Source organism: Streptomyces sp. NBC_00210 (genome assembly GCF_045160975.1).
In the GTDB taxonomy this organism is placed as follows: Bacteria; Actinomycetota; Actinomycetes; order Streptomycetales; family Streptomycetaceae; genus Streptomyces.
Map to the genome: position 1 here is coordinate 636875 of NZ_CP108120.1, position 25065 is coordinate 661939.

The 25065-nt window shown below is 68.9% G+C and carries 19 protein-coding genes and 2 pseudogenes; 10 read left to right on the plus strand and 11 right to left on the minus strand.

What is annotated here, in order from left to right:
* Window positions 1-237 precede the first annotated feature (237 nt).
* Complete coding sequence (gene hemC / locus OG729_RS03075) at window positions 238-1173, plus strand: hydroxymethylbilane synthase (protein ID WP_360864878.1); 936 nt, start codon at window positions 238-240, stop codon at window positions 1171-1173.
* A gap of 137 nt (window positions 1174-1310) precedes the next feature.
* Here the strand turns inward: hemC and OG729_RS03080 are convergent, their stop codons facing one another.
* Together OG729_RS03080 and OG729_RS03085 are read right to left on the minus strand one after the other, a co-directional pair.
* Window positions 1311-2111, minus strand: coding sequence for an intradiol ring-cleavage dioxygenase (locus tag OG729_RS03080; RefSeq protein WP_405804116.1), 801 nt, complete (start codon window positions 2109-2111; stop codon window positions 1311-1313).
* 241 nt (window positions 2112-2352) lie between these two features.
* Window positions 2353-2862 (minus strand): mycothiol transferase, encoded by a 510-nt coding sequence (locus OG729_RS03085; RefSeq protein WP_360864884.1) that lies wholly within the window; start codon window positions 2860-2862, stop codon window positions 2353-2355.
* Between the two features lie 293 nt (window positions 2863-3155).
* Here OG729_RS03085 and OG729_RS03090 point away from each other — a divergent pair, with 293 nt between their 5' ends.
* Window positions 3156-5258, plus strand: a complete 2103-nt coding sequence (locus tag OG729_RS03090; RefSeq protein ID WP_360864886.1) for a SpoIIE family protein phosphatase — start codon at window positions 3156-3158, stop codon at window positions 5256-5258.
* Between the two features lie 41 nt (window positions 5259-5299).
* Here OG729_RS03090 and OG729_RS03095 read toward each other — a convergent pair whose 3' ends face one another.
* The 6 genes and pseudogenes from OG729_RS03095 to OG729_RS03120 form a co-directional block, all read right to left on the minus strand.
* Window positions 5300-6721, minus strand: a complete 1422-nt coding sequence (locus OG729_RS03095) for a cytochrome P450 (protein WP_405804118.1) — start codon at window positions 6719-6721, stop codon at window positions 5300-5302.
* A gap of 3 nt (window positions 6722-6724) precedes the next feature.
* Complete coding sequence (locus OG729_RS03100; RefSeq protein ID WP_405804119.1) at window positions 6725-7813, minus strand: terpene synthase family protein; 1089 nt, start codon at window positions 7811-7813, stop codon at window positions 6725-6727.
* Window positions 7814-8182: 369 nt separating this feature from the next.
* Entirely contained in the window at window positions 8183-10978 is a 2796-nt protein-coding gene (locus OG729_RS03105) for an ATP-binding protein (protein WP_405804121.1), read from the minus strand.
* A gap of 221 nt (window positions 10979-11199) precedes the next feature.
* Window positions 11200-12660 carry a DUF1996 domain-containing protein gene (locus OG729_RS03110; RefSeq protein ID WP_405804123.1) on the minus strand — a complete coding sequence of 487 codons (1461 nt, stop codon included), beginning with the start codon at window positions 12658-12660 and terminating at the stop codon, window positions 11200-11202.
* A 161-nt stretch (window positions 12661-12821) separates the two neighbouring features.
* Window positions 12822-13049: an RICIN domain-containing protein gene (locus OG729_RS03115; protein WP_405811025.1), complete on the minus strand. Its 228-nt coding sequence runs from the start codon at window positions 13047-13049 to the stop codon at window positions 12822-12824.
* Window positions 13012-13128, minus strand: a pseudogene (locus OG729_RS03120) (RICIN domain-containing protein); the annotation flags it as partial. The pseudogene OG729_RS03120 and the gene OG729_RS03115, both read right to left, overlap by 38 nt.
* Before the next feature lie 199 nt (window positions 13129-13327).
* Between OG729_RS03120 and gdhA the strand changes: the two are divergent.
* Complete coding sequence (gene gdhA / locus OG729_RS03125) at window positions 13328-14683, plus strand: NADP-specific glutamate dehydrogenase (protein WP_360864903.1); 1356 nt, start codon at window positions 13328-13330, stop codon at window positions 14681-14683.
* A gap of 149 nt (window positions 14684-14832) precedes the next feature.
* Here gdhA and OG729_RS03130 read toward each other — a convergent pair whose 3' ends face one another.
* Complete coding sequence (locus OG729_RS03130) at window positions 14833-15174, minus strand: hypothetical protein (RefSeq protein WP_360864906.1); 342 nt, start codon at window positions 15172-15174, stop codon at window positions 14833-14835.
* Between the two features lie 765 nt (window positions 15175-15939).
* On the opposite strand from OG729_RS03130, the gene OG729_RS03135 reads away from it, so the two are divergent.
* The 5 genes from OG729_RS03135 to OG729_RS03155 all read left to right on the plus strand — a co-directional run bounded on the left by OG729_RS03135 (window position 15940) and on the right by OG729_RS03155 (window position 21703).
* Entirely contained in the window at window positions 15940-17274 is a 1335-nt protein-coding gene (locus OG729_RS03135; RefSeq protein ID WP_405804125.1) for an ABC transporter substrate-binding protein, read from the plus strand.
* Window positions 17271-18209 (plus strand): sugar ABC transporter permease, encoded by a 939-nt coding sequence (locus OG729_RS03140; RefSeq protein ID WP_360864912.1) that lies wholly within the window; start codon window positions 17271-17273, stop codon window positions 18207-18209. The genes OG729_RS03135 and OG729_RS03140 overlap by 4 nt, the downstream gene beginning before the upstream one ends.
* A complete protein-coding gene (locus OG729_RS03145; RefSeq protein ID WP_360864915.1) occupies window positions 18209-19042 on the plus strand; it encodes a carbohydrate ABC transporter permease in 834 nt (277 codons plus the stop codon). Before OG729_RS03140 ends, OG729_RS03145 begins: the two co-directional genes overlap by 1 nt.
* A 38-nt stretch (window positions 19043-19080) precedes the next feature.
* Window positions 19081-20271: an ABC transporter ATP-binding protein gene (locus tag OG729_RS03150; protein ID WP_405804128.1), complete on the plus strand. Its 1191-nt coding sequence runs from the start codon at window positions 19081-19083 to the stop codon at window positions 20269-20271.
* Between the two features lie 211 nt (window positions 20272-20482).
* On the plus strand, window positions 20483-21703 hold the full coding sequence (locus OG729_RS03155) for an AI-2E family transporter (protein WP_405804129.1): 1221 nt from the start codon (window positions 20483-20485) through the stop codon (window positions 21701-21703).
* 67 nt (window positions 21704-21770) lie between these two features.
* Here OG729_RS03155 and OG729_RS03160 read toward each other — a convergent pair whose 3' ends face one another.
* Together OG729_RS03160 and OG729_RS03165 are read right to left on the minus strand one after the other, a co-directional pair.
* On the minus strand, window positions 21771-22319 hold the full coding sequence (locus OG729_RS03160; RefSeq protein ID WP_405804130.1) for a hypothetical protein: 549 nt from the start codon (window positions 22317-22319) through the stop codon (window positions 21771-21773).
* A gap of 134 nt (window positions 22320-22453) precedes the next feature.
* Window positions 22454-23677, minus strand: a complete 1224-nt coding sequence (locus OG729_RS03165) for a saccharopine dehydrogenase family protein (protein WP_405804132.1) — start codon at window positions 23675-23677, stop codon at window positions 22454-22456.
* 154 nt (window positions 23678-23831) lie between these two features.
* Here OG729_RS03165 and OG729_RS03170 point away from each other — a divergent pair, with 154 nt between their 5' ends.
* Window positions 23832-24560, plus strand: a complete 729-nt coding sequence (locus tag OG729_RS03170) for a TetR/AcrR family transcriptional regulator (RefSeq protein WP_360864929.1) — start codon at window positions 23832-23834, stop codon at window positions 24558-24560.
* Window positions 24561-24716: 156 nt separating this feature from the next.
* Window positions 24717-25051 (plus strand): annotated as a pseudogene (locus OG729_RS03175) (dihydrofolate reductase family protein).
* Window positions 25052-25065: the final 14 nt, after the last annotated feature.

Genomic DNA, 25065 nt, shown 5'->3' on the forward strand with positions numbered 1-25065 from the left:
TTCGAGCATGCAGACTGGACACAGGCTTGGTCTATACCAAAGCGTCTGGCATGTACGTACCGAACGCGCGACATGACGTCAAGACGAAGCACCGTCACACAGGCAGATGTCGCGCCGCACGCGGGGCGGTGACTTCCTCGCACAGGTGCCCGATGCCCCAACGCGCTTTCCAAACGGCCGAGATGGCCGTCGGCTTCGGGGTCGGAAGCGCAGACCTGACGCTCTATCGTGGAAGCCATGTCCACCCCTGAACTGATCCGCATCGTCTCCCGGGACTCGCCCATGGCGCTCGCCCAGGTGGAGCGCGTGCGCAGCGAGCTGGCCGCCCTCCACCCCGGCATCCGCACCGAGGTCGTCGCGGTCAAGACGACCGGCGACAAGTGGATGGGCGACCTCTCTCAGGTCGAAGGCAAAGGGGCGTTCACCAAGGAGGTCGACGCGGCTCTGCTCGCCGGCGAGGCCGATCTGGCGGTGCACTGCGTCAAGGACGTGCCCGCCGACCGACCCCTGCCGGCCGGTACGACGTTCGCAGCGTTCCTCAAGCGCGACGACATCCGCGATGCCCTCATCCACCCCGAAGGGCTCACCCTTGATCAGCTTCCGGCCGGCACGAGGATCGGTACGTCCTCCGTACGGCGCATCGCCCAGCTCGCCGCCTCCCACCCGCGGCTCACCTGCGTCCCGATGCGCGGCAACGCCAACCGGCGCCTGGACAAGCTCGCCGCCGGCGAGGCCGACGCGCTGCTCCTGGCGGTGTCCGGCCTGGAACGCATCGCCCGTACGGACGTGATCAGCGAGATCCTTACGCCCGAGGTGATGTGCCCGCCGATCGGCGCGGGCATCCTGGCGCTCCAGTGCCGCGAGGGCGACACCGAGCTGATCGACACGGTCAGCGGCCTCGGAGACCCCGACGCCCACCGCGAGGCCACCGCGGAGCGCATGTTCCTCCACGTCCTGCAGGGCCACTGCAACAGCCCGATCGCCGGGTACGCCAAGGCCGAGCGCAATGGCGACCTCTCCCTACGGGCCTGCGTGTTCACCCCCGACGGGAAGACCGTCCTCAACGCACACGAGTGGGCAGGCCCCCTCGACCCGGCCACCCTCGGCACATCTGTCGCGGTCGCGCTCCTGCGCCAGGGTGCACGGGAGCTGATCGACTCCATCGCGCACTGACCGCACACCCGCCCGTCCCGGCGGACTCCGGCCGTCATCGTGTCGCCCTCGCGACGGCCTTCTCCGCACATGGGACAGCGCAGCCGCTGGGGGACGGCTGCGCTGTCACGAGCTGATCCTCCGGTCAGCCGGTTCCGTCAGGGCTTTGTCACGGTGGGATTGATGCCGAGGATCACTGTGCCGATGACGCCCTGGCTGAGCGTGCTGCCGACCAAAGTGATGCCGAGCAGGGTCGACGACCCGCCGTTGCGGTAGATGCCGTCCTGGGAGTTGAGGGTGCGGCGCGCGGTGTTGGTCCGGTACGGGGTGAGGGCGGCGACCTGGGTGTTGTAGTTCTCGGGGAAGTACAGCTGGCCGGTGTGGGAGACGTGCCCGCCCTCGTACGTACCCCCGGAGACGGTGCCGCCGACGTGCGTCTTGAGGTGGATGTGCAGGGCGCGGCCGGCGTACCAGCCGGGGTAGATGGTGGTGAACTCGGCGACGCCGCTGGAGTTCGTGAGCTGCACACCGCGCAGGAAGGTGGTGTCCGGGGTCGACCCGCCGGCGACGTAGCCGGAGTAGATGCCGACCGCGTCGCACTGCCAGATGTCGACGGCGACGTTCGGGATCGGGGCGCAGGTTCTGGTGTCGATCACCGTCGTGCGCAGGGTGAGCGGCACGCCGGCCTTGCCCTCGGTGATGTTCTTGCGGACCGTCTCCAGGTCCAGGTAGTAGGGACCTTCCGTCTGTTCGGGAGTCAGCACGCATGCGGCTTCGAGCTGGGCTGCCGCCGGTGCCGGCGCCTTGCCCTGAGGGCTTGCGCCGTGGGCTTCGGGGGCCACGAGTCCGGCGGCGGCCAGTGACAGGGCGGTGGCGCCGAGTCCGGTGAGGACTGCGCGACGGGATGAGCTCTCGCGGCCGTTGGACGGCTCGCTCTGGGGGTGGGGGGATTCACTCATGACCCGAGAAGATAGGCGTGGCGACATGCCCATGACAAGAACCTCTTTTGGCCACAAACGATTTCCTGACTGTACCGGCATTCGCGGTCGGGGGCAGGGTCTCATGAGCCCCCGGCATGGCGGGCAACGGAGCCGCGTCCGCGTGCGCGCCAAGCAAGACATGGCCGCCCGCGGTCTCGGCCGTCCTGCGCGTGCGGGCCAAGCCTGTTCCGGGATGAGGCGTGGCTGTGCGCCGCACTGCCTACCGGCGCTCCAGCAGTCCTCGGACGAATGCCGCCTGCCCCACGTGCTGCAGGTCGTCGGCCAGGACGCTGATCAGACGGACACCCAGGGTGACCGGCGGGGACCAGGACTCGTCCACGACGCTGTCGAGCGAGGCGTCGTCGAGGCCGCGGACGAACCTCAGGGTCTGCTCGTGGACGGCGTCGTAGTAGCCGAGCAGCAGCTCGGCGGACTGCACCCGTACCGCGGCGACCTGCTTGCTGGAGTGTCCGAACCCTGTCGCTCCCTTGGGGAAGGGCAGCTCGAAACGATCCGCCCAGCCCTGCGAGAACCAGACCTGCTCCACTGCGGCCGCATCGGCCACGTGATCGTCTTGGATGCGCGTCAGATGCCACACGAGCCAGGCGATCGAATTCGCGTCGGCGTCCAGCCGGGCATTCAGGTCATCCGGCGACAGCCCCCCGACCGCGCCATGGACTGCCTCCCGGACGCGCTCGAACGCATCTGCCAGCAAATCTGCGCTGTTCATACACGAATCCTTGGCACGGCGTCCCCAGGTGATCGCGTCACGACACGCATCATTGGGCAACCACTACGCGCTGTCCCCGCAGAGCCGCCAGAATGGCGGAGAGAAGCCTGGTCCGTGGCGGCGGCGTCGCCGAGCCATATTTTCTTCTCGGGCGGGCACGCGGGAAGTACCCGGTTCGGCAGGGGTACGGTCTCGGCCACGACAGTGGACGATAGGAGTGATCGGGTGCTGCGGAAGCCCGCGGCGGAATCGGCACTGGGCAGGGATGGCAGCAGGCGGACGGAGGGCCTGGGATGAGTGCAATCGAGTCATTCCCGGCCGACCCCGCCCGGTCCGGGGACGGCAGGACCGAGCCCGGCGGCCTCTTGGACGTACTGAGCGTCGCCGCCGTGGTGCTGAATGCGGATGGCCGGATCGTGCTGTGGAGCCCGCAGGCCGCGGAGCTGTTCGGATACGCCGCAGACGAGGCACTCGGCCGGAATGCGGGTCGCCTGCTGGTGCACGACAAGCACATGGCACTGGTGCGCCGGTGGTTCACCGAGGTCATGGCGGGCGGAGAGGGCTGGACGGGTGTCTTTCCCGTGCGGCACAAGAACGGCAGCACCATGCTGGTGGAGTTCCGCAATATGCGGTTGGAGGACGACCACAAGGACTTCTACGCCCTGGGCCTGGCCACCGAGCAGACGACGTTGCGGAGCGTGGAGCGAGACCTGGCGCTGTCCACCCGACTGTTCTCCCAGTCCCCCATAGGGCTGGCGGTCGTGGACACCGATCTGCGGTACGTCATGGTCAACCCGGCACTGGAGCGCATCAACGGCCTGCCCGCCGCCGAGCATGTTGGCCGACACGTCCGTGAGGCTCTGCCCTTCTTGGACGCCGAGGCCATCGAGGCCGCCATGCGCGAGGTCCTCGCCACCGGCATTCCGATCCTTGATCGCGAGTCCGTGGCGCGTACCCCGGCCGACCCGGACCGGGAGCACGCCTGGTCGGTCTCGTTCTACCGGCTGGAGTCCTCCAATGGGAAAGTGCTGGGGCTGGCCACCTCCGTCGTGGACATCACCGAGCGGCATGTCGCCACGACCGAGGCTGCCCGGGCCCGGCAGCGCCTCGCGCTCGTCGCCGACGCGTCCATACGCATCGGCACCACCCTCGACCTCGACCAGACTGCCCGTGAACTCGCCGCGGTGTCGGTACCCGAGCTGGCCGACGTAGCCGCGGTGGATGTCCTCGACAGCGTCCTCAACGGACGCTCAGCCACCGTGATACACGAAGGCCCCGCGGTATTCCGTGCTCTCGCCGTGGCCGCCGCGTATTCCACCGATGCCGTACGCGCGGCTGATCAGCCCGGTGAGGTTGCCCAGTACGAGGCCGACCGGCTGGTCACCCACTGCGTGAACACCGGTCGCCCGGTCCGTGTGTCGCGAGTGCAGCACGACGATCTGTCGCGTATCGCTCGCAGTCCCGAAGCCGCCGCGATGCTGGCCGACGCGGGCGTGCACTCCTACCTGGCCGTGCCGTTGATCGCTCGCGGCGAAGTCCTCGGCGCCCTGGACCTGAAGCGCACCCACAACCCGGAGCCTTTCAACGCCGACGATGAGGTGCTGGCCGGCGAACTCGCCGCGCGGGCCGCGGTGTGCATCGACAACGCCCGCTGGTACCGGCAGGTGCGTAACACCGCACTCACCCTCCAGCGCAGCCTCCTCCCCCAGCAGCCGCCGGACCAGCCCGGCCTGGAGATCGCCTACCGCTACCAGCCCGCCGAGGCCGCCAGTGAAGTCGGCGGCGACTGGTTCGATGTCATCCCGCTGACGGGCGACAAGACCGCACTCGTTGTGGGCGACGTCATGGGCAGCGGTATCAGCGCCGCCGCCACCATGGGTCAACTCCGCACCGCCACCCGCACCCTGGCCGAACTCGACCTCGACCCCGCCCAAGTGCAGCGCCACCTCGACCGCATCACCGACCGCATGGGGCAGACCATCACCACCTGCGTCTACGCCGTCTACGACCCTCACCGGAACGAGTGCCTCATCTCCAGCGCCGGACACCTGCCGCCCGCTCTGGTACGGCCCGGCCGGCTCCCCGAACTGCTCGACCTGCCCAGCGGCGCCCCGCTCGGTGTCGGCAACGTCGACTTCAGCACCACCACCGTCGCTCTGCACCCCGGCGACGAACTCGTCCTCTACACCGACGGCCTGGTCGAGACGCGCGACCTGGCCATCGACGAGCGTCTGGACGATCTTCTTGCACTCCTCGGAAAGCCTCAGCGATCCCTGGACGAGACCTGCGACCTGCTTCTGAATGCGCTGCGCCGGCCGGGAGACCACGACGACGTGGCCCTGCTCATCGCCCGGGCCCGGCCCCGTCCCGGAACCGGGGCGACGACGGTGACCTGACCGCCCGCGCGGCTCAAGCCCGAGCGGCGAGCGCCTCGGCGTCAGGCGTCCTTGCGCTCCGAGCCTGCTCCGAGGTCGCGCGGTTGCGGCAGCATGAAGACGGGACCTGTGCCCAGGGCAGCTTCCGGCTTCGGCCTGACCGTCGTCCCGGGCACCGGACGGAGCTGCCAGCGCGCGCTGATGGCAGCGAGAGCCAGGGTCGCCTCGGCCAGTCCGAAGGCGTCACCGATGCATTTGCGGCTGCCTCCGCCGAACGGCACCATCGCGCCACGGGGCACTGATGCTGCCCGTTCAGGAAGCCAGCGATCGGGGTCGAAACGATCGGGCTCGGGGAAGACGTCGGGATTGCGGCCCAGGAGGTAGGGGCTGTACAGGACGCTCGCGCCCGGCTTCAGCCTCTGCCCGGCGAGTTCCGTCTCGACGGTGGCCATCCGGCTGATCAGCCAGGCGGGCGGGTAGAGGCGAAGCGTCTCGGTGACGACGCGCCGGGCGAAGTCCAGGGCGGGCAGGTCGGCGAAGGCGGGCAGTCGGCGGTCGAGGACGCGGTCGGCTTCGTCGTGCAACTGCTTCTCGGCCTCGGGGTATCGACCCAGGAGATGGAAGGCCCATCCCAGGACGCTCGCGGTGGTCTCGGTGCCGGCAATCAGCAAGGTCAGGACCTGGTCGCGGAGTTCGTCATCGGTGAACCGCTCACCGCTCTCCTCGTCCCGGGCACCGACCAGGATCGACAGCAGGTCCCCATGGTCCACCCCCGAACGCCGGCAGCCCTGGACCGTCTCGTCGATGACTGCGCACAGCCTCCTGCGTGCCTGCTCGAAGCGCCTGTTGTCCGGTGTGGGCAGTCTCTCCAGCAGACCGACCGGCGAGGTCATCCGCCGGTAGATGCCCCGCAGGAGGATGGGCAGACAGTGCTGTACGTCGGCAACGGCCCGGCCACCGATGGTGGTCGAGAACAGCGTTCGCGTGGTGACCCGGACCGTCAGCGCATGCAGCGTGGCACCGAAGTCGATGGCACGGCCTTCCTGCCATGAACCGAGCATGCCATCGATCTCTTCGCACATCACGTCTGCGTAGGACGCCATTCGGCCGGGGTGAAAGGCGGGCTGCACCAGCCTGCGCTGCAATCGGTGATCCGCCCACGCCGCGGTGAACAGGCCGTTGCCCACCAGGGGTCGGACCTTGTCGAACAGCGGGCCACCCTTGTCGTAGGTGCGCGGGTTCAGCAGGACCTCGCGTACGAGCTCGGGGTGGCAGACCACGTAGGCACGCTGAGGGCCGAGACGGATCTCGACGAGGTCGCCGTGTGTGGGCAGGGCGGCCAAGAACTCCAGCGGACGACGTCGCAGCGGGATCGCATGGCCGAGAACGGGGAGCCGGCCGGGAGCTTTGCCCTTCGACAACGGCGCAGCCGTGCCGGTCGTCGACGGCTGGGTGCTCGGCCGTACACGTGCGGTGTCTGCCACGCTTCAACTCCTCATCATGAGCGGTGTCGCTGCCTGCGGCCCGCTGCTTCCGACATCCGCATCGGCATCGGTGGTGGGTCGGGTCCGGAATCGGGTGACGGGATCGGTGAGGCTGATCCAGCCCGAGGTGGAGCCGTCCCAGACAAAGCCGTCGCCGAAGTAGCGAGGCGTGAGGTACTCGAACTCCGCACTGCCACCGATCAGATGGTCCAGGCCGTTCAGATACGCACGCATGTCCGCGCGTGTTCCGTGTGGACCGTTCAGCATCTGGTCGCGAGCCGCGATGTAGGCCCGCTCATGGTGATCGACCAGCTCACGAAGGCGGTCGACGCACTGCTGCAGACCGAGTCCCTCGCGCTCGATCAGCACGCGAGCCACCGTCATCCTGTCGTCCTGGGCATGCTCCTTGCGCCATGAGAGCAGGTCGTTAACGGTGATCATCTGCCGCATGCAGTGCGTGTGCACGTCCGCGAGCAGCCGATCGTGTCCGGTCATGTCGACGCCGGCCGCATATTCGGTCATCAACCGGATGAAGTCACAGCCGAAACTGTCCTGACGCACGGTCATACAGGTCTCGTAGTCCGGTACCCGCTCCGTCAGCTTGAAACGGATCTCGGTGACACACCCGCGCAGAAACGCTTCGAGAGCACCGGCGAACCTTCGTATCTGACCGGGAGCGAGCCCGGGGCTGATCCGACGCCACAGCTCCTTGCCCGCCACGCCGAGGGGAAATGTCCCGCTCCCACCGCCGTCACCGTGGAAGTCGTCCATGATTCCGGCGAACACGTCGCGGGCACTGGACTCATCGGCTCCCAGTGCCGAGCGGTCCGAGACAAAGCTGTCAATGACGGTGACGTACTGGTACCAGTCGGCGACATCGAGCGCCCGCTGCTCATCGGCGTACGGCACGGTCAGCGGCCCGTAGAGCCCGTTCCGCTGACGCAGGAAGCACAGCAGGTCCTCCTCACTCACGAAGCAGTCGCCGAGCCGGCTGCGCACCCAGCCGTTCGAACGGAACTCGATCTGCGCTGCCTTGGGGTGGTAGGCCACCGGCAGCAGCCGAGGTAGCTCGGGTAAGAAAAATTCGGTCATAACGCCCTCACGGAAGCGGCGTGGGCGAGTTGGTGAAGGGTGTGCATTGTTGCCTCCAGGAAGGGTGCGTGGTCGAGGGCTTTCGTGGCTCTGCGGCAGCGAGGGGCGATCATCCGCTCCACTACGACCCGGCGTGTTCCGCAATGGCCGGTACGGAGGCGGCCTGCTCCTCCGTCAGGTCGGGACGGCCCACCAGAGCGCGCAGAGGGCGGACTTGGGCGGAGTGGCTCGTAGAACGGCGAGGCCCTTCGTTCGCCCTTGATGCTTCACCTCTCGGCGCCGACAGAAACCGACGATGCCGCCTCTGGCGGACCCTGGCCAACGATGGGGTGCACGGCATGGCGCGCACGGGCTACCGTGCGCCGTTGACTACGCGGATGGTGCCCCGCTAAGCGGCTCCCGCCGCACCACCTCCAGGCGGCGCGGCCTCAGTCCCGCCGCGACCAACTCGTCGCGTGCCCGTGCCGCAACGCCCCCGGCCCCGCACTGACCGGCCAGATCCACACCACGGTGCAGGGGCTCGGCCGCCTGCGAGAGCAGTCCGGCACGGCGCAGCGCGCCGCCGAGCTCGACCAGAGCGACCGCCAGTTCGTACGGCGACGGCGCCAACTCCAGCGTGGTGACGGCACGCTGCAGCAGGGCGATCTCCCCGGGCCCCACCGTCACCCGGGCGAGCACACACAGCGCCTTACCCACTGCGGTTGCCGTACCGAAGCGTTCGGCGCGGCGCAGTGCCTCCTGCGCCAGCTCCAGCGCTCGCCCGGCATCCGTCGTCCTGGCCGCCAGAGCGAGATGCGGCAGCCACGGGCACCACGCCGGATTACGCATACCGCGCAGATCGAGGCGGCGGCCCACCGCGGCCAGCTCCTCAGCGGCCTCCCTGTGCATGCCCCGGGCCAACAGCAGCTCCCCGTGAACGGTCTCGGCGTCGGGAAGCGTCACGGCCGACGGGAACGGCTTGCCGAACCGGCGTTCCACCGCCAGCTCCTGAGCAGCCGCGGTCTCCCCGCGGGCGATCAGGATTTCGATCAGACCCGCCATTGCGTACCACTGCGCATGGATGCCCGCGGGCCCCAGGCGGTCCGCGAGCTGCAGCCCGGCGCGTGCGAACTCCTCGGCATCGGTGAGCCGGCCTTTCCAGAGCCGGATGTACCCGAGCAGGCAGTGGCCGAGCGAGAGGTGCACCCCGCGCCAGCCCTGCTGTTCGTACTCCGCGATGGCTCCCGCGTACAGCTCCTCGGCCCGGTCCGGGCGGTCGCAGTACAGGAAGGTGAGGGCCACCAGCGACGGGACTTCGAAGCCCCACTGCTCGTCCGTCCAGCTCATCCCATCGCGGCCCAGCGCCCGCTCCGCGAACTCCATGGCGGTCGCCGCCGGTTCTCCGCGCACCATCGCGTCCCATGCGCGCAGCCCGTAGAGATAGCGCTCGGTCTTGCTCTGGCCGGACAGCCGACGGGTGAGGTGGCTGAGCCGGCGCGACAGAACCGGGGCCTCCCGGTCGTCAGAGGTGAACGACGACATCATGAAGTGTTCCATGAGCATGCGCAGGCGTACTCGCGAGTCCGTGGCGATGCGGACTTCCTCCATCGCCACCTCCGCCGCCTCCGTGAGCCGGTCGCAGTACGACAGCGCGCGCCCGAGACGGATCACGATGCTCTGCCGCAGTTCGGGCGGCAGATCCGGCTCCTCCAACGCGGCCCGCAAGTGGTTCACCGTCACCGCCGGATCGTGCAGCAGTGCCGGGGCACCGAGTTCGTGCAGAACCGTGGCCCGCAGTCCGGCGGGCGGAGGCTCGCGCAGAGCGCGGCTCAGACAGCGCCGGGCCGCGTCGGGAGCGCCGCGTCGGACATACTCACGGGCCGCGTCGCGCAGTTGCTCCGCCACCCAGGCGTCGCCCTCCGGCTGTGTCTCCAGCAGATGTCGAGCCGCCACGGCCGGGCCCTCGCCCGCCTCGACGAGCTCCCAGGCGGCCTTGCCGTGCAGTGCCACCCGCATCGCGGGCGGGATGGCCCGATAGACCGCCGTCGCGACGAGCGGATGGACGAACTCCGGCTTCATGCTGTACGTCAGAATGCGCTCGGTCCGCAGCGCTTCGGTCGCTTCCGCGGCCTGGGCCGGTCCCAGCGCCGCCAGGGACGCGGCCATGCTGAAGGTCGCCTCCGAGCCAAGGACGGCAACAGCCCAGGCCAGCCGCACCGCGACCGTACCCAGCTGCTCCAGCCGGTCCACCAGGCCGCCGCCCGTGGTCTCGGCCGCAAGGTCCCGCAACGCGCAGGCGTTCTCCTTCCTGGGGGCCAGCTGACGGTCACGTACCTTCGCCGCCAGCTCGACCGTCTCGAAGGGATTGCCGCCGGTGACCAGCCAGGCTTCACGACAGAAGGCGTCGTCGGGCGCGGTGCCCAGGGCATCGCGCATCAGGGCGGCGACCGCGGTCGGCGTCAGCGGCGCCAGGTCCAGCGGACGCACCCGGTTCCGCCCGACCATGCCGTCGAACGCCCTGGCCGCATCGGGCAGTTCCTCCGGACGGTACGCGACGGCCACGAGGATGGGCAGTTCCTCGACCCGTCCGGCAAAGGAGGTCAGCCAGGTCAGGGACTCGGCATCCGCCCAGTGCGCGTCGTCGACAACCACGACCAAGGGACCGCGCCGCACGGCCACTTGAGTGACCACCCAGTCCAGACCGTCCCGCACGCCCTGCGGATCCGGCACCGCGCCCTCGGCGGCCGGACACAGGCCGACGCACGGACCGACGATGCCATACCACTCGCCCAGCACTTCCCGGCGCTCGCTCTCGGAGTACGAGGCCAGCAACGGCTGGAGCAGCTGTCGCGCCACATGGAAGGCCAGATTCTGCTCCTGCTCGCAGCCCCTCGCGAAGAGCGCCTTACAGTCCCGCTCGGCCGCAAGGCGACGTACCTCCGCAAGGAGGGTCGTCTTGCCCGCTCCGGCCGGCCCGGTGAAGGCCAGCAGTCCACCGCAGCGTGCGGAGGGGATCACCGCACCCGTCGTCGAACCGCCGCACACGGCGTCCAACGCCGCCTTGGCAGTGACCAGCTCGGCGTCCCGCTCAAGGGTTCTTGGAACGAACCGCGTCTCGCGCTCGCGCTGCTTGTCGTCCACCGCCCGGGCTACGGCTCGCTCTTTGCCGGACCGATCCGTGACCACCCGTTTTCCTCCCGGGACGGTGAGCATGCACGTCGACGATCTCTCCCTCGCTCCTGACGTAGCGTATCCCCCGAATAGCCGTCAGTGAGAGGACAGTGACGTAGATACATCCCCATGGGTGGTCATGGCACTACAATGTCCGGATTCTCACGGGTGTACCGCCCGAGCGACCGCGGTGGACCCGGCAGCAACGAGGCATCCGCCGTGCCGGGTCCTGCGCCTCAGCCGCACCTACGGCCGTTGTTGATGCAGCTCACCGCGTTCCTCATCAGTGAGTTGAACATCACGTTGATGAAGTCGCCATGGTCCGTAACCGGCTTGTGCAACTGCTCGGGGAAGCTGTCGACGGCGAACACCGAGCCGGGCGAAATCCCGTACGTGATCCGCTGGACCAGCTGCGGGATGGCCCGGAATCCCTCGGGACACGAGCCGTCGGCGCGGGCGAAGGCCACGTGCGTCCGGTGGTTCGCGCTGTCGGTGTTCTTGCCGTCCCAGCAGCTCTGGAACTTGAACGTACGCACCACATTGCTGCCCCGCGGACACAGCGGGTACTTGTCCTTCAACTGCCGGTTCTCGAAGCCGGTGCAGCTCCATGAGGCGTTGGCGTTGGCTGTTCCGTTGGTGAACGCCTTGGCATCGCCGGTGATGATGCGCAGGAACTTGGGCATCGCAGTCACCTTGCTGACCGGGCTGCCACGGAAGGTGAGTTGCACTGAAGCGGGCTGGAGAATGCGTCCGATGTTGCCGTCCTGTCCTCCGCCGGGGAGGTTCGCGTCGGCCTCGATCTTTCCGTTGCGCAGTCGCAGGACCGGCCAGTAGTGGGTGGAGCGGTCTCCGTTGGTGCAGGTCGTCCCGGCGGCGGCCAGGTCGTCATTGGTGGCGAAGGCGTCGGTCTCGAGATTGCCGACGTAGTCGTGCATGTGGTGGGCGCCGTTGCTGACCCCGGGGGCGACGATCACGTTGTCGGGGTTGAAGTGCTTGTTCTCGTTGCGCCCGCAGCGCGACCGGAAGGTGCCGCGGGAGGCATTGCTCTGTAGCCGGGGGTTGGCGACATTGGGCCGAACTGTACGGATGTCCACGAAGTCGGACCTTCGGGGGCCGGCCTGCCCCTGACCGGCTGCGGCCTGACCGCCTGCGGCCGGAGCGGAGGCATTGGGGGCCGGGGCGCTCGGGGTTCCAGTGGGAGACCCGGACGCCGCAAGGGGGGCCACGTCGTCCCGCTTGACCGTGCAGGAGGCCAGCGAGTCCCATCCGTCCGGCCTGTTCGAGGCCCGGTAGATTTCGGCGGCGATACGGTCCAGCGTGCGGCGGCGCTGGGACGACAGCGGGTCAAGCACTCGAGTGCGCACCCAGTCCTGGTCTGCTTTCGCGCCGCCCGCGGCGAGCTGCCCATAGGCAGCCGCGACCTGGCTGTCCAGCTGCGCCAGTTCATGGTCGACGGTGGGCCGCGACTGCTGCGGCACACTCGACAGACCGACTGCGACGTCAGGACAGTTGATCGTCTTCGGCGCCTGTGCCCAGGCGTCCTGGCGCGTGGCATTCGCGGAACCGGCCGAGGCGTTGTTGTCGGTCATCAGGAGAGCCCCGCCTCCCACGGCCATCGCTGCCACTGCGGCGACTGTCACGCCGATCCATCTGGACCGCTTGTGTCTCTGCCTGTACGTCACGGCTCCGCCCCTCATTGTTCGTGGTCGCCTACCGGGGGCTTCATTGCCCCTCGGCAGCGTCGGGCCGTGCCCTCGCACGTTCGGTCCGAGAACACAGCTCAACGCTCAGGGATACGGAAACCGGGGCGGTGTTACTCAGTGATGACAGAAGGACTTTGAAAATCCGCCCATCGCCATCACTTGCCGCTGTTGCGGCTGACGAGCCGGTGGTACCCGTCACCCGTGGACTGGAGCGTCCACTGCTGCGTGTTGGTGCCGTTGTGTCCCCACTGCACGAGCCCCGTGCCGTTCGTCGTGGACGACTGCGGCACTTCGAGCACCTTGCCGCTGTGCAGGCTCGTCAGCCGTGTGTACCCCCTCGGTCGTGGTGGCGATCCAGTGATGGTTCGCGCCGCTGTTGACAGTCCACGCGATGGCCGCGGCGCCGTCGGAGGTCGACGCGCCGCTCACATCGAGCGCACGTCCCGTCGCCCGGTTGACCAACCGGAAAGCGAAGGCCCCGGAATCTCACAGCCTTCATGGCGTCACCCCTCCGGCAATGGAGTGGTGACCTATGACTCGAAACCGCTGTTGCAGTGAACAGCAAGTGCGACCAGGCCGTACTGCTGGCTGGCAACGACACCTGGACCGTCACCGCCACGGCCGGGCCGTCGTCCGCCGGCCGGGCAGGAAGGGACATGCTGTGACCCTGTCTTCCTCGAAGGCCCAACTGGCCTCCCTGCGCGCCGACCTCGAGCGCCGCAACCCGGCACAGCCGGAATTCCATCAGGCGTCAAGGGAAGTGCTGGAGACCCTGGCTCCCGTGCTCGCCGCCCGTCCCGAGTACGCGCAGCCAGGGCTCATCGAACGCCTCTGCGAGCCCGAACGGCAGATCATCTTCCGGGTGCCCTGGCAGGACGATCACGGGAGGGTGCACGTCAACCGGGGATTCAGGGTGGAGTTCAACAGCGCGCTCGGCCCCTACAAGGGCGGCCTGCGCTTCCACCCTTCGGTGAACCTCGGCGTCGTGAAGTTCCTCGGCTTCGAGCAGATCTTCAAGAACGCCCTCACCGGGCTGGCCATCGGCGGCGGCAAGGGCGGCAGCGACTTCGACCCACGAGGCCGTTCGGACGCCGAAGTCATGCGCTTCTGCCAGTCCTTCATGACGGAGCTCCACCGGCACATCGGCGAGCAGACCGACGTTCCGGCCGGCGACATCGGCGTCGGCGGCCGCGAAATCGGCTACCTCTTCGGCCAGTACCGGCGCATCACCAACCGCTGGGAAGCGGGTGTCCTCACCGGCAAGGGCCAGGGGTGGGGCGGCTCGGCGATGCGCACACAGGCGACCGGCTACGGCAGCGTGCTCTTCGCGGCCGAAATGCTGAGTCGGCGAGGTGAGGAGCTCGAGGGCCAGGGGGCCGTGGTCTCCGGCTCGGGCAACGTCGCCGTCCACACCATCGAGAAGCTGACGCGCAGCGGCGCCCATCCCATGACTTGTTCCGACTCCGAAGGCTATGTCGTGGACGAGAAGGGAATCGACCTCGAACTGCTCAGGCAGATCAAGGAGATCGAACGCGCACGCGTCAGCGAGTACGCCAAGCGTCGTGGTGCTTCGGCCCGTTACGTTCCCGGCGGCCGGGTGTGGGAGGTGCCCTGCGACGTGGCCTTCCCGTCGGCCACCCAGAACGAGCTCGACGCCCAGGACGCTCTCGCGCTTGTCCGCAACGGAGTCAAGGCCGTCTCCGAGGGCGCCAACATGCCCACCACTCCGGAGGCGGTTCGCATCCTGCAGGACGCGGGGGTGGCCTTCGGCCCGGGCAAGGCCGCGAATGCGGGCGGCGTCGCCGTCAGCGCCCTGGAGATGCGCCAGAACGCCGCCCGGGACTCCTGGACACCAGGGCGCGTGGAGGACGAACTCGCGGGGATCATGCGCGATATCCATCGCGTGACCTACGAGACCGCCGAGCGCTACGGAGCGCCCGGCGACTATGTGACAGGAGCCAATATCGCGGGGTTCGAGCGCGTCGCGGACGCGATGCTCGCCCAGGGGCTCATCTGAGGGACAGCAGTCCACAGTGGTAGCCGTGCCACCGGGTGCCCGCCGGGCACCCGGCCGGCGATGGCATCCCGGAAGACGGGGAGCCCTGACTCCGGCATCGCCGGCTGCCGGCGCGCCCCGAGAGGCATGGCCGGCCCTCCCGGCAGGCCTCAGTGCACCAGGGAGTAGCTGCGCCACAGCCGTCCGCCGGGCGCGACGGTGTCGGACGTCTCCGTCGGCAGATACGTCGACTCGTCCCCTGAGCAGTCCTGGCCGGGATACAGGATGATGTCGACCAGCGTGTTGTTGGCGACCGCACTCGCACCAGCGGGCCCGAGGCCGTGGCAGCCCTTGACCGGAGGGTTCGACACCATCACATAGCGTTCGTCCGCCGATCCGTAGGAGATGGTGCCCACCGCGGTGCGACCGAGGCCGGAGCAGCCCGAGACGGCGATGGTCAAGAGCGCTGCCCCGGCGACGACGCAGAGGCGCCGGTGATCGGTCACGGACATGGGCGGTCCTCGTCTGTGCGGGATGGTTCTGGTGGCTGCCACCCTGCCGCGTTCCGGGCGGGGCGGCATCCGGTGCGCCGCCGGCCGGGCTACCGAGGACCTTGCGTGCGACACACCGCTGTCGGAGCAAGGTGCCCGACACCCCCGGACGGCCGAGTCACGCTGTGGTCCCCCGAACCGAACGGCGCCCGGGCGATGCCCGGCGGAGCCGACGGGAAGGAGCGGAATGTGAACACCGGCAACGCGTTCGAGGGCTGGGACCTCCACGAGCCGGCCCCGCCGACGCCGAGCACACAGTGCTTCTCGCGCGAGGACGAGTTCAAGGAACCGGTCCGCGCACGTCACTGCCGGCTGTGGAGGAAGCCGATGGCGAGCGCACCCCACCAGGCGATCTGCGAGAGGGACGCGGTGGCCGCCCCGCGGAGCAGCAGTGAGCGGCTGGCGGGGGGCGGCCGTCGAGGGCGGCCAGTCGCCTGTGCAGGGCGCCGGCCTGGACTCCGTTGAGGCGAGAAGTGCGAGCCGGTACGGCCTCGTGTGCGCCGCCGAGTCGCCGTCGTTCTCCTGTGCCTCGTAGGCGGAAAGAGCCAGTGGTGGCGATCGCACAGCGCCGGCTCCCTGTGCCGGCCGCCCCCTGGCCATCCGGGGGATCTCCCCCCTCCGACACGCCGCCCTCCGCGGGCAACGACAAAGGAACCGTTAGGTTCACGGCGACGATGGCGCTGCACGGGGTGACCAGACACCCGGTGACCGCCGGCCGGGAGGTGAATGGTGGGGCGCACGAACGGACAGGCCCGTCCGGTACGGGTGCGCGGCAAAGCTTCGCCGCGAACCGCCGGAAGTCGTGCCGCGCAACGGCTGCGGTGCCTTGCCGCGCTGTCGCTGCTGGCCGGGCTGCTGACGTCCTGCGGCTCAGAGGAATCCGGCGGCCCGGTCCACCTGAACTGGTACAACTTCCCCGACGACTCGGGCGCCCTGGCCACTGCGGCGACCAACTGCAGCCGGGCCTCGGGCGGGCGGTACAGCATCTCGTACAACAAGCTCCCGCGCGCCGCGGACGGCCAGCGTCAGCAGCTCGTCCGCCGGCTCGCCGCCCAGGACAGTGCCATGGACATCCTGGGCCTCGATGTCACCTGGGCCGCGGAGTTCGCCGAGGCCAAGTGGATCCTGCCGTGGACGGGCAGCAACCGCCGCAGGGCCACCGAGGACACCCTCGCAGTGCCGCTGCAAACGGCGACGTGGAAGGGCAGGCTGTACGCCGTCCCTTACAACACCAACACCCAGCTGCTGTGGTACCGAAGCGACCTCGTGCCCAAGCCGCCCAAGACCTGGGCGGAGATGCTGGCCATGGCGCGCGTCCTCGCGAAGCAGGGCAAGCCCCACTTCGTGGAGATCCAGGGCGCCCAGTACGAGGGTCTGACGGTCTGGTTCAACACGCTCGTGGAGAGCGCGGGCGGCTCCATCCTCAACCGGACGGCCACCGCACCCTCGCTCGGCCCGCCCGCGGTCCTGGCGGCCACGATCATGCACGACCTGGCCACATCTCCCGCCGCAGACCCCTCCCTGTCCAACCAGATGGAGGACCAGAACCGGCTGGCCATGGAGTCGGGAACCGCGGCCTTCGAGCTGAACTACCCGTTTGTCTATCCCTCGATGAAGGCGAACAACCCCGAGCTGTTCAAGAGTTTCCGCTGGGCACCGTACCCAGGAGTTGTCCCCGGCCGGCCCTCCAGGCCGACCATCGGCGGCATCGACCTCGCCATCGGCGCCTATTCGAAGCACCCGGGCCTCGCTTTCGAAGCCGCCCTGTGCCTGCGCAATCGTCAGAACCAGATGACCGCGGCGATCGAGGGCGGACTTCCGCCCACCCTGCGCTCGCTCTACTCCGACAAGGCGTTGATCAAGAGCTACCCGTTCGCCGCCGACGTGCTCTCGGCCCTGGAGAACGCGAGCACCCGCCCCCAGACCCCCGCCTACCAGAACGTGTCCATCGCGATCTCGCACACGCTCTCCCCGCCCTCGGCGATCAATCCCCGAAGCGATGTCGATGAAATCGGCAGCCAGATCGAGGACGCCCTCGAGTCCAAGGGGCTGATCCCGTGAACACCCCGACCTCCGCTACGGCTACGGCCCCGGCCCCCGGCACGGCCGAGGCACTGTCCGAGGGCGCACGGCAGGAACGACGGCTGGGCTGGCTGCTGTGCGCGCCTGCGGTGGTCGTCATGCTCGCCGTCACGGCCTACCCCATCGGCTACGCGATCTATCTGTCCCTGCAGCGCTACGACCTGCGCTTCCCGAACCAGGCGAAGTGGGTGGGCCTGAGCAACTACGGGGCCGTACTCTCCTCCGACTTCTGGTGGGAGGCGTTCTGGGTCACGCTGTTCATCACCGCCGTCTCGGTGGCCGTGGAACTCGTCCTCGGCTTCGCGCTGGCCCTGGTCATGCACCGCGCCATCTTCGGCAGAGGGACCGTGCGTACCGCGATCCTCGTCCCGTACGGCATCGTCACGGTCGTCGCTGCCTACTCCTGGCAGTACGCCTGGACCCCGGACACCGGCTACCTCGCCGCGCTGCTTCCGTCGGGTGAAGCCCCGCTGACCGAGCAGTGGCCTGCCATCGGGATCATCATCCTCGCCGAGGTCTGGAAGACCACCCCCTTCATGGCCCTGCTCCTGCTGGCCGGACTCGCCCTGGTGCCGGAGGAGACGCTGCGCGCCGCCATGGTCGACGGTGCGTCCTCCTGGCAGCGCTTTATTCTGGTTACGGTGCCGCTGATGAAGCCGGCCATCCTGGTCGCCCTGCTGTTCCGCACCCTGGACGCCTTCCGGATCTTCGACAACATCTACATCCTGACGTCGGGTGCTCATGGCACAGGATCGGTGTCGATTCTCGGCTACGACAACCTGTTCACGTCACTCAACCTCGGCATCGGATCGGCAATCTCCGTGCTCATCTTCATCTGCGTCGGCGTGATCGCCTTCGCCTTCATCAAACTCTTCGGGGCTGCCGCCCCCGGCGCAGGGGAGGCGGGACGCTGATGGCCAGCGCAGGCAAGAGGCACATCACCGGCTGGGCCATCACCAACATCGTGGTGATCGCCTACGCACTGTTCCCGGTCTGGTGGATCGCGGCTCTGTCGTTCAAGGACCCCAGCACCCTCACCGACGGCAACTTCGTCCCCGACAAGTGGACGTGGGAGAACTACAGCGGCATCTTCGACACCTCGGAGTTCACCCGTGCCCTGATCAACTCGATCGGTATCGCCCTGATCTCCACGGTGATCGCCGTGGTGCTCGGCACCATGGCCGCCTATGCCGTGGCGAGGCTTCGCTTCCCCGGCAAGAAGCTGCTGATCGGTATGTCCCTGTTGATCGCGATGTTCCCGCCGATCTCCCTGGTGTCCCCACTGTTCAACATCGAGCGCATCATCGGGATCTTCGACACCTGGCTGGGGCTGATCATCCCGTACATGACCTTCTCCCTGCCGCTCGCGATCTACACCCTCTCGGCGTTCTTCCGGGAGATCCCCTGGGACCTGGAGAAGGCCGCCAAGGTCGACGGGGCAACTGCCGCCCAGGCCTTCCGGCTGGTGATCGCACCCCTGGCAGCGCCGGGCGTGTTCACGACCGCGATCCTCGTCTTCATCTTCTGCTGGAACGACTTCCTTTTCGCGATCTCCCTGACCTCGACGACCGCGGCCCGCACCGTGCCGGCGGCGCTCGCCTTCTTCACCGGGAGCAGCGCGTTCCAGCAGCCCACCGGTTCGATCGCCGCCGCCGCGGTGGTGATCACCATTCCGATCATCGTCTTCGTGCTGCTGTTCCAGCGGCGCATCGTCGCCGGACTGACGTCCGGGGCCGTCAAGGGCTGACCGGCAGCAGCCGATCGTCAGGACAAGGAGCACCGACCGTGGCCGAGATTGTTCTCGAGGGCATCACCAAGAGGTATCCCGACGGCGCCCTGGCCGTGCGGGACGTCAACCTCACCGTGGCAGACGGGGAGTTCGTCATCCTGGTCGGTCCCTCCGGTTGCGGCAAGTCCACGACCCTCAACATGATCGCCGGGCTGGAGGACATCACCGACGGCACACTGCGCATCGGCGATCAGGTGGTCAACGACAAGGCGCCCAAGGACCGCGACATCGCGATGGTCTTCCAGAGTTACGCCCTCTATCCGCACATGACCGTGCGCGACAACATGGGCTTCGCTCTGCGCCTGGCCAAGGTCGACAAGGCCACCATCAAGAGCAAGGTGGAGGAGGCCGCCCAGATCCTCGACCTGACGGAACACCTTGACCGGAAACCGGCGAACCTCTCAGGTGGCCAGCGACAGCGTGTCGCCATGGGCCGCGCCATCGTCCGCAGTCCCAAGGCGTTCTTGATGGACGAGCCGCTGTCCAACCTCGACGCGAAGCTCCGGGTGCAGATGCGCACCCAGATCTCGCGCCTCCAACAGCGTCTGGCCACCACCACCGTCTACGTGACCCACGACCAGACCGAGGCCATGACCCTCGGGGACCGAGTGGTCGTCATGCGTAGCGGCATCGTCCAGCAGGTCGGCACCCCGCAGCACCTCTACGACGCCCCGCGCAACCTGTTCGTCGCGGGGTTCATCGGCTCACCCGCCATGAACTTCATCCACGCCACGCTGGAGGAGAACAGGCTGCACACCGCCATCGGTGCCCTTCCGGTGAACGACGAGATCCGTCGCAGCCTGGAGCGCCAGAACGCACCGCGCGACCTCATCGTCGGGCTGCGGCCCGAAGCGTTCGAGGACGCCTCGCTTGTGGATCCGGACCGGGAAGGGACGCGGTTCACCGTGACCGTGGAAGTGATCGAGTCCCTCGGCTCGGATGTCTACGCCTACGTCACCGAGGAGGGCTGGGAGCCGACCATGACCTCGGAACTCGAGGAGCTGGCAGCCGACTCCGGCCAGAAGGAGACCGGAGCCGAAGCAAACAAGATCGTCACCCGGCTCGACGCGTCCACGCGCATCACCGAGGGGGGCCGGGCCGAACTGTGGGTGGACACCTCACGCATGCATGTCTTCGACCCGCGCACCGGTGTCAACCTCACCCACCCGGAGAACAACGGCGGCTGAGCCCGAACGGGCCGCAGGCCGAGCGGCCCACGGCGTGCGGCTCATGGCCGCGTTGCCCCCGCCGGGCGACGCGGCCGATCGGGTGCGCGCCGACGGCGGGGTCATCAAGGTCCCGTCGCTCTGTGGACCCCGGCACACGGTTCGGGTGCCTTCGGGCGAATATCTGGCCGGTGGCGTGGCAGGAAGGGCCTCCGGTGGTACGAGCTTGTGGATGTCCAGGCCCACGGATCCGCAGCCCAAAAATCCGGACCCCGGCGCGCCTTCCCCCGGGCGCCGGCACCGGATCCGTACGGCGTCGCGTCAGGCACTGGGCGGCGGCACCCGCCCGCCGACCGGGAACCGAGCGGGTCGGCGGCCACCGCCCCGCTCGCGGCCCGGCGTCGAGCTGCGGGTGTCCCCCACCCTGCGGACGGCTGCCGCGTACGCCTGGCGGATCCTCGTCGTGGGCGCCGTCGTCTACGCCGTCTTCTCGCTGCTGGGCCGGTTCCACGAGGTTGCCGTGGCCGTCTTCCTCGGCATGGTCATCACCGCGATGCTCCGGCCGCTGGCCGACCTCCTGGAACGCGTCATGCCACGCCCGCTCGCCGTCGCCGTGTCCCTGCTCGGCAGCATCGTCGTCGTCCTCGGGGTCCTGGCGCTGGTCGGCCAGGCGGTGGCGGGAGAGCAGGCCGGGCTCGTACGGGAGTTCCGCTCAGGTTTCGGGAGGATCGAACGCTGGCTGGAGGGGCCGCCGCTCCGGCTCAACCCCGGGGCACTCAACGACCTCCAGTCCCGGATCGGGGAGTTCCTGTCCAGCCACCGGGCCACCCTCATCAGTACGGCAATCAGCGGCGCCGGCCGGGTGGTCGAAGTCCTGACCGTGTTCGCCCTGGCCCTGTTCTCCTCGGTCTTCTTCATCCACTCCGGCGACCGGCAGTGGAGCTGGTTCTGCGACCAGCTTCCGCAGGGCGCACGGGAACGGGTGTCGATCGGGGGCAGCGCGGCCTGGCGGACCTTCACGGGCTACACCCACGGCATCGTGCTGGTGGCCGGGACCAACGCGATCCTGGTCGGCGTGGCCCTCTTCGTTCTCGGCGTGCCGCTCGCGGTCCCGCTGGCTCTGCTGGAGTTCTTCGCGGCCTTCATTCCGCTGATCGGCTCGCCCATCGCCCTCGCGGTCGCCGCCGTGGTGGCGCTGGCGGCCAAGGGCCCGCTGATCGCGGCCCTGGTCGTCGCCCTCATCGTGGTCATCGGGCAGATCGAGGGCCATGTGCTGCACCCGATCGTGATGAGCTGGGCCGTTCAGCTGCATCCGGTGGTGGTCGCGCTCACGGTCATCGGCGGCGCCATCGCGGCCGGAGTGGTGGGGGCGGTGGTGGCCGTGCCGTTGGTGTCCGTCCTCTGGTCGGTCCACCAGGCGCTGCGCAAGGCGCGCGAACCGGCCGGAGGTTGACCGGCAGGCTCAGGTCCTGTCCGGCCGATCTTGCCGGGCTGATCCGGCCTGACCCCAAAGACAGGCCCTAGTGGCCGGCGATGAGCTTCACGGCCACGACCCCGGCGCCGATCACGGTGTCCAGAAGGCCTGAGGTCAGGGCACTCAGCGGCCCGTTGCCCATCCTCAGGCCTGTCCGGCAGCCCCACACGAACAGGGTCGCCACTTCCACGCCTGCCGCTGTCATCAGCGCGGTCTCCAGACCCATCACGTCCAGTGCCGACATACCGATCAGCACCAGTGGCCCCACGGCACTCAGCAGCAGCGGACTCGAGACATACAACGCCGTCCGGATTTCCGCGCGGTTCGCGCTGCGCCCGCTCACGGCTCGGTGCGCCTGCTCGTCGGCGACCAGCGTGGCCAGCCAGACCCCGAGCGCTGCCGCCGCCACGGTGAGCGCGGCTTCGAGGTGGTCGGGGTCCTCTGCCTCGGCAAGGGTCACCACGACCGCGGTCAAGGTGATGGTCGCGTAGATCCGTTCCTTGAGCCGCGCGGCCGCGGTGTCGCCGGCGCGGGCTGCCGTGGCGGCCGTGTGCTCGGAGTCGGCCGATCGCGGTTCCGGGTCCGGGGTCGTCATGCCGACATGGGTCCGGGAACGCCGCGCACAGCGCCGTCCAGTTGCGGGTCCATGCGTGCGCCCTTCCGCCGTGAGGCCAGTGTGCGCGAAACACACATTTCTGACGCAAACGGTAGCTGACCGGACACCGAGCCTCACTGCTCGCGCATGCCCCAGGGTGAGCCGTACTCCGTCAGCAGGTCCAGGAATGGCCGGGCGGGCAGAGCCTCGGGGCCGAGGACACCGCTGCCGGACCAGGTGCCGGCGGCGATCAGTTCCAGGGCCACGACGGGGTTGATCGCGGTCTGCCACACGACGGCCTGGCAGCCGTACTCACGCATGGACCACTGGTTGTCGACCACGTGGTAGAGGTAGACCTCGCGCTGGCGGCCGTCCTTGGTGCCCTTGACCCAGGTGCCCGCGCAGGTCTTGCCGTGCATACGCTCCCCGAGGGCTGCCGGGTCCGGCAGGCAGGCGGCGACCACGTCCCGCGGGGAGACATGGACCGTGCCCGATCCGTCCGCCGCGGGCACCGGCACCGGATCGGTGCGGTCGAGGCCCAGCAGATGCAGCGTCTGCAGCGTACGGATGAAGTCCTCGCCGAGGCCGTACTTGAAGGTGACACGGCCCGCGTCCACCCACCGCGGCACCAGCAGGACCTCCTCGTGCTCGACGTTGACGCACTCGACGGGGCCGATCCCCTCGGGGAAGTCGAAGACCTCGGGCTCGCTGAAGGGGGCGGTCGTGAACCAGCCGCGGCCGGCCTCGTAGACGACAGGCGCGTTGAGGCATTCCTCGATGGTGGTCCAGATGCTGAACGAGGGCGCGAAGTCGTAGCCGTCGACCGTGAGGTTCGCCCCGTCGCGGATGCCGATCTCCTCGATCTCGTCGAAGAGTTCGTCGGCCGCGTGACGGGCGAAGACGTCGGACAGCCCGGGTTCGACACCGATGCCGACGAGAGCGAGCCGTCCGGCCTTCTCCCAGTCCGCGGCCTGCTCGAACTGGGCGTCGCCGAGCTTGACGCCGCACAGCTCGTAGGGGCGGTCCGGGTGCGGGTGGGACAGCGACATCGCCATGTCCAGGTAGTGCGCCCCGGCGGCCAGGGCCGCCTGGAACAGCGGCATCACAAAGCGGGGGTCGGTGGCATTGAGCAGGACGTCGCAACGCCGGCTGCGCAGCAGGGAGGTGACGGCCCCCTCATCACTCGCGTCGATCTGCTCGGCGCTGAAGCGGCCGTCCGGTTCCAGGGCCGCGACGGCGGCCTGCGCGCGGGAGAGGTCGTAGTCGGCCACGACCACATGGTCGAAGAAGGACCGGCGGGCAGCGATCCGGGTGATGGCGGTGCCGACGCCGCCGGCTCCCACGAGAAGAACACGCATGGCCAAACTCCGTTTCCCAGACACAGGTGTGCAGGGCGCCGCTTGTGGGCGCGGCGCCTGTCGAATCTGATCCAACGCGCCCCCCACTATTAACGTCAATCATGTTGGCATAAGGTGGTGGAGTCATGGCGGATAACGACGGAAGGAGCGTGTCGTGCCCAAGCCCGTGGTGCCGGAGGAGGCCAGGAGACGGCGGCGTCCTACGAAGAACGGCGCGGTGCTCTCGGAGCAGCTGATCGTGGAGACCGCGCTGCGGATGCTGCGGGAGCACGGGAGCGCGGGGCTGACCGTCCGCCGCCTCGGCACCGCCCTGGGGGCGGACCCGAGCACGCTGTACCGGTACTTCAGCGGCATCGACGACCTGACGCTTGCGGTGGGGAACGTGCTCATCGGGCGCGCACTGGCGGGGTGGGAGAGCACCGGCGACTGGCGCGGGGACCTGCGGGAGCTGGGGCTGCGCATCCACGCCGCGTATGTCGAACATCCGCAGGCGGCAGTGCTGACCGCCAGCCGTGTGACCGGCAAGGCTCACGAGGTGGCGGCCGACGAGACGATCCTGGGTCTGCTGCGCACAGCCGGCTTCCCGGACGCCGAAGCGGTCCGGATCTATCACGCTTTCATCGACCAGAGCTTGGCGTTCGCTGCGCTGGACGCCGCTTCGCTGGCGCTGCCGGCGGCGGCACGCGCGGCGGACGAGGAGGTCTGGCAGGCCACATACGCCCGGCTGCCCGCCGCGACCCATCCGCACATCGCGGCGACCGCGCATCTGCTGGTCGCCCGGATGAACCACAGTGCGTATCCCACCGCGCTGCAGATGCTGCTGGACAGCGCGTCCAGCCGGCTCGGCGAAGCGCAAGGCGGGGACGGCGGCGGGAGCAACTGATCCGCCTCGGCTGCACGCGGGAGAAGGGGCTCTCGTGGGCGCCGCGCACGCCCGTCTCCTCCTGGATGCGTCCCGCCGGGATCCTGCGGGCGTATCGTCTCGGCCGTGACCGGCGCGCACCTCTGGCCGGCTGCTCCGACTCAGGCGAGGACCGCGATGAGGAAGATCATCTTGTCGATGTCGGTGTCCCTCGATGGCTTCATCGAGGGACCGGACCGCGAGATCGACTGGCACATGGTCGACGACGAGCTGCAGCACAGCCGGGCGGGGATCTGGTGCTCAGTGGTGCCGACCTCGCCGCGGCATTCATGCGGCACGACCTGATCGACGAGTACCGCGTCTACGTCCATCCGATCCTCATCGGACGGGGCAAATCCCTGTTCCGGGCATCGGACTCCAAGATCAATCTCCGGCTCGTCGAGACCCGGACCTTCGGCAATGGAGTCGCCCTTCTGCGCTACCGGCGCAGCGGGGCACCTTCGGCGGGCTGACCGTCATGCCGGCT

Coding starts and splice junctions, on each gene's coding strand:
- OG729_RS03085 (WP_360864884.1), bottom strand. CDS start 2,862: ATGAACAGCGCAGATTTGCTGGCAGATGCGTTCGAGCGCGTCCGGGAG.
- OG729_RS03110 (WP_405804123.1), bottom strand. CDS start 12,660: ATGAGGGGCGGAGCCGTGACGTACAGGCAGAGACACAAGCGGTCCAGA.
- OG729_RS03145 (WP_360864915.1), top strand. CDS start 18,209: ATGGCCAGCGCAGGCAAGAGGCACATCACCGGCTGGGCCATCACCAAC.
- hemC (WP_360864878.1), top strand. CDS start 238: ATGTCCACCCCTGAACTGATCCGCATCGTCTCCCGGGACTCGCCCATG.
- OG729_RS03155 (WP_405804129.1), top strand. CDS start 20,483: ATGTCCAGGCCCACGGATCCGCAGCCCAAAAATCCGGACCCCGGCGCG.
- OG729_RS03135 (WP_405804125.1), top strand. CDS start 15,940: ATGGTGGGGCGCACGAACGGACAGGCCCGTCCGGTACGGGTGCGCGGC.
- OG729_RS03100 (WP_405804119.1), bottom strand. CDS start 7,813: ATGACCGAATTTTTCTTACCCGAGCTACCTCGGCTGCTGCCGGTGGCC.
- OG729_RS03090 (WP_360864886.1), top strand. CDS start 3,156: ATGAGTGCAATCGAGTCATTCCCGGCCGACCCCGCCCGGTCCGGGGAC.
- OG729_RS03080 (WP_405804116.1), bottom strand. CDS start 2,111: ATGAGTGAATCCCCCCACCCCCAGAGCGAGCCGTCCAACGGCCGCGAG.
- OG729_RS03160 (WP_405804130.1), bottom strand. CDS start 22,319: ATGACGACCCCGGACCCGGAACCGCGATCGGCCGACTCCGAGCACACG.
- OG729_RS03165 (WP_405804132.1), bottom strand. CDS start 23,677: ATGCGTGTTCTTCTCGTGGGAGCCGGCGGCGTCGGCACCGCCATCACC.
- OG729_RS03130 (WP_360864906.1), bottom strand. CDS start 15,174: ATGTCCGTGACCGATCACCGGCGCCTCTGCGTCGTCGCCGGGGCAGCG.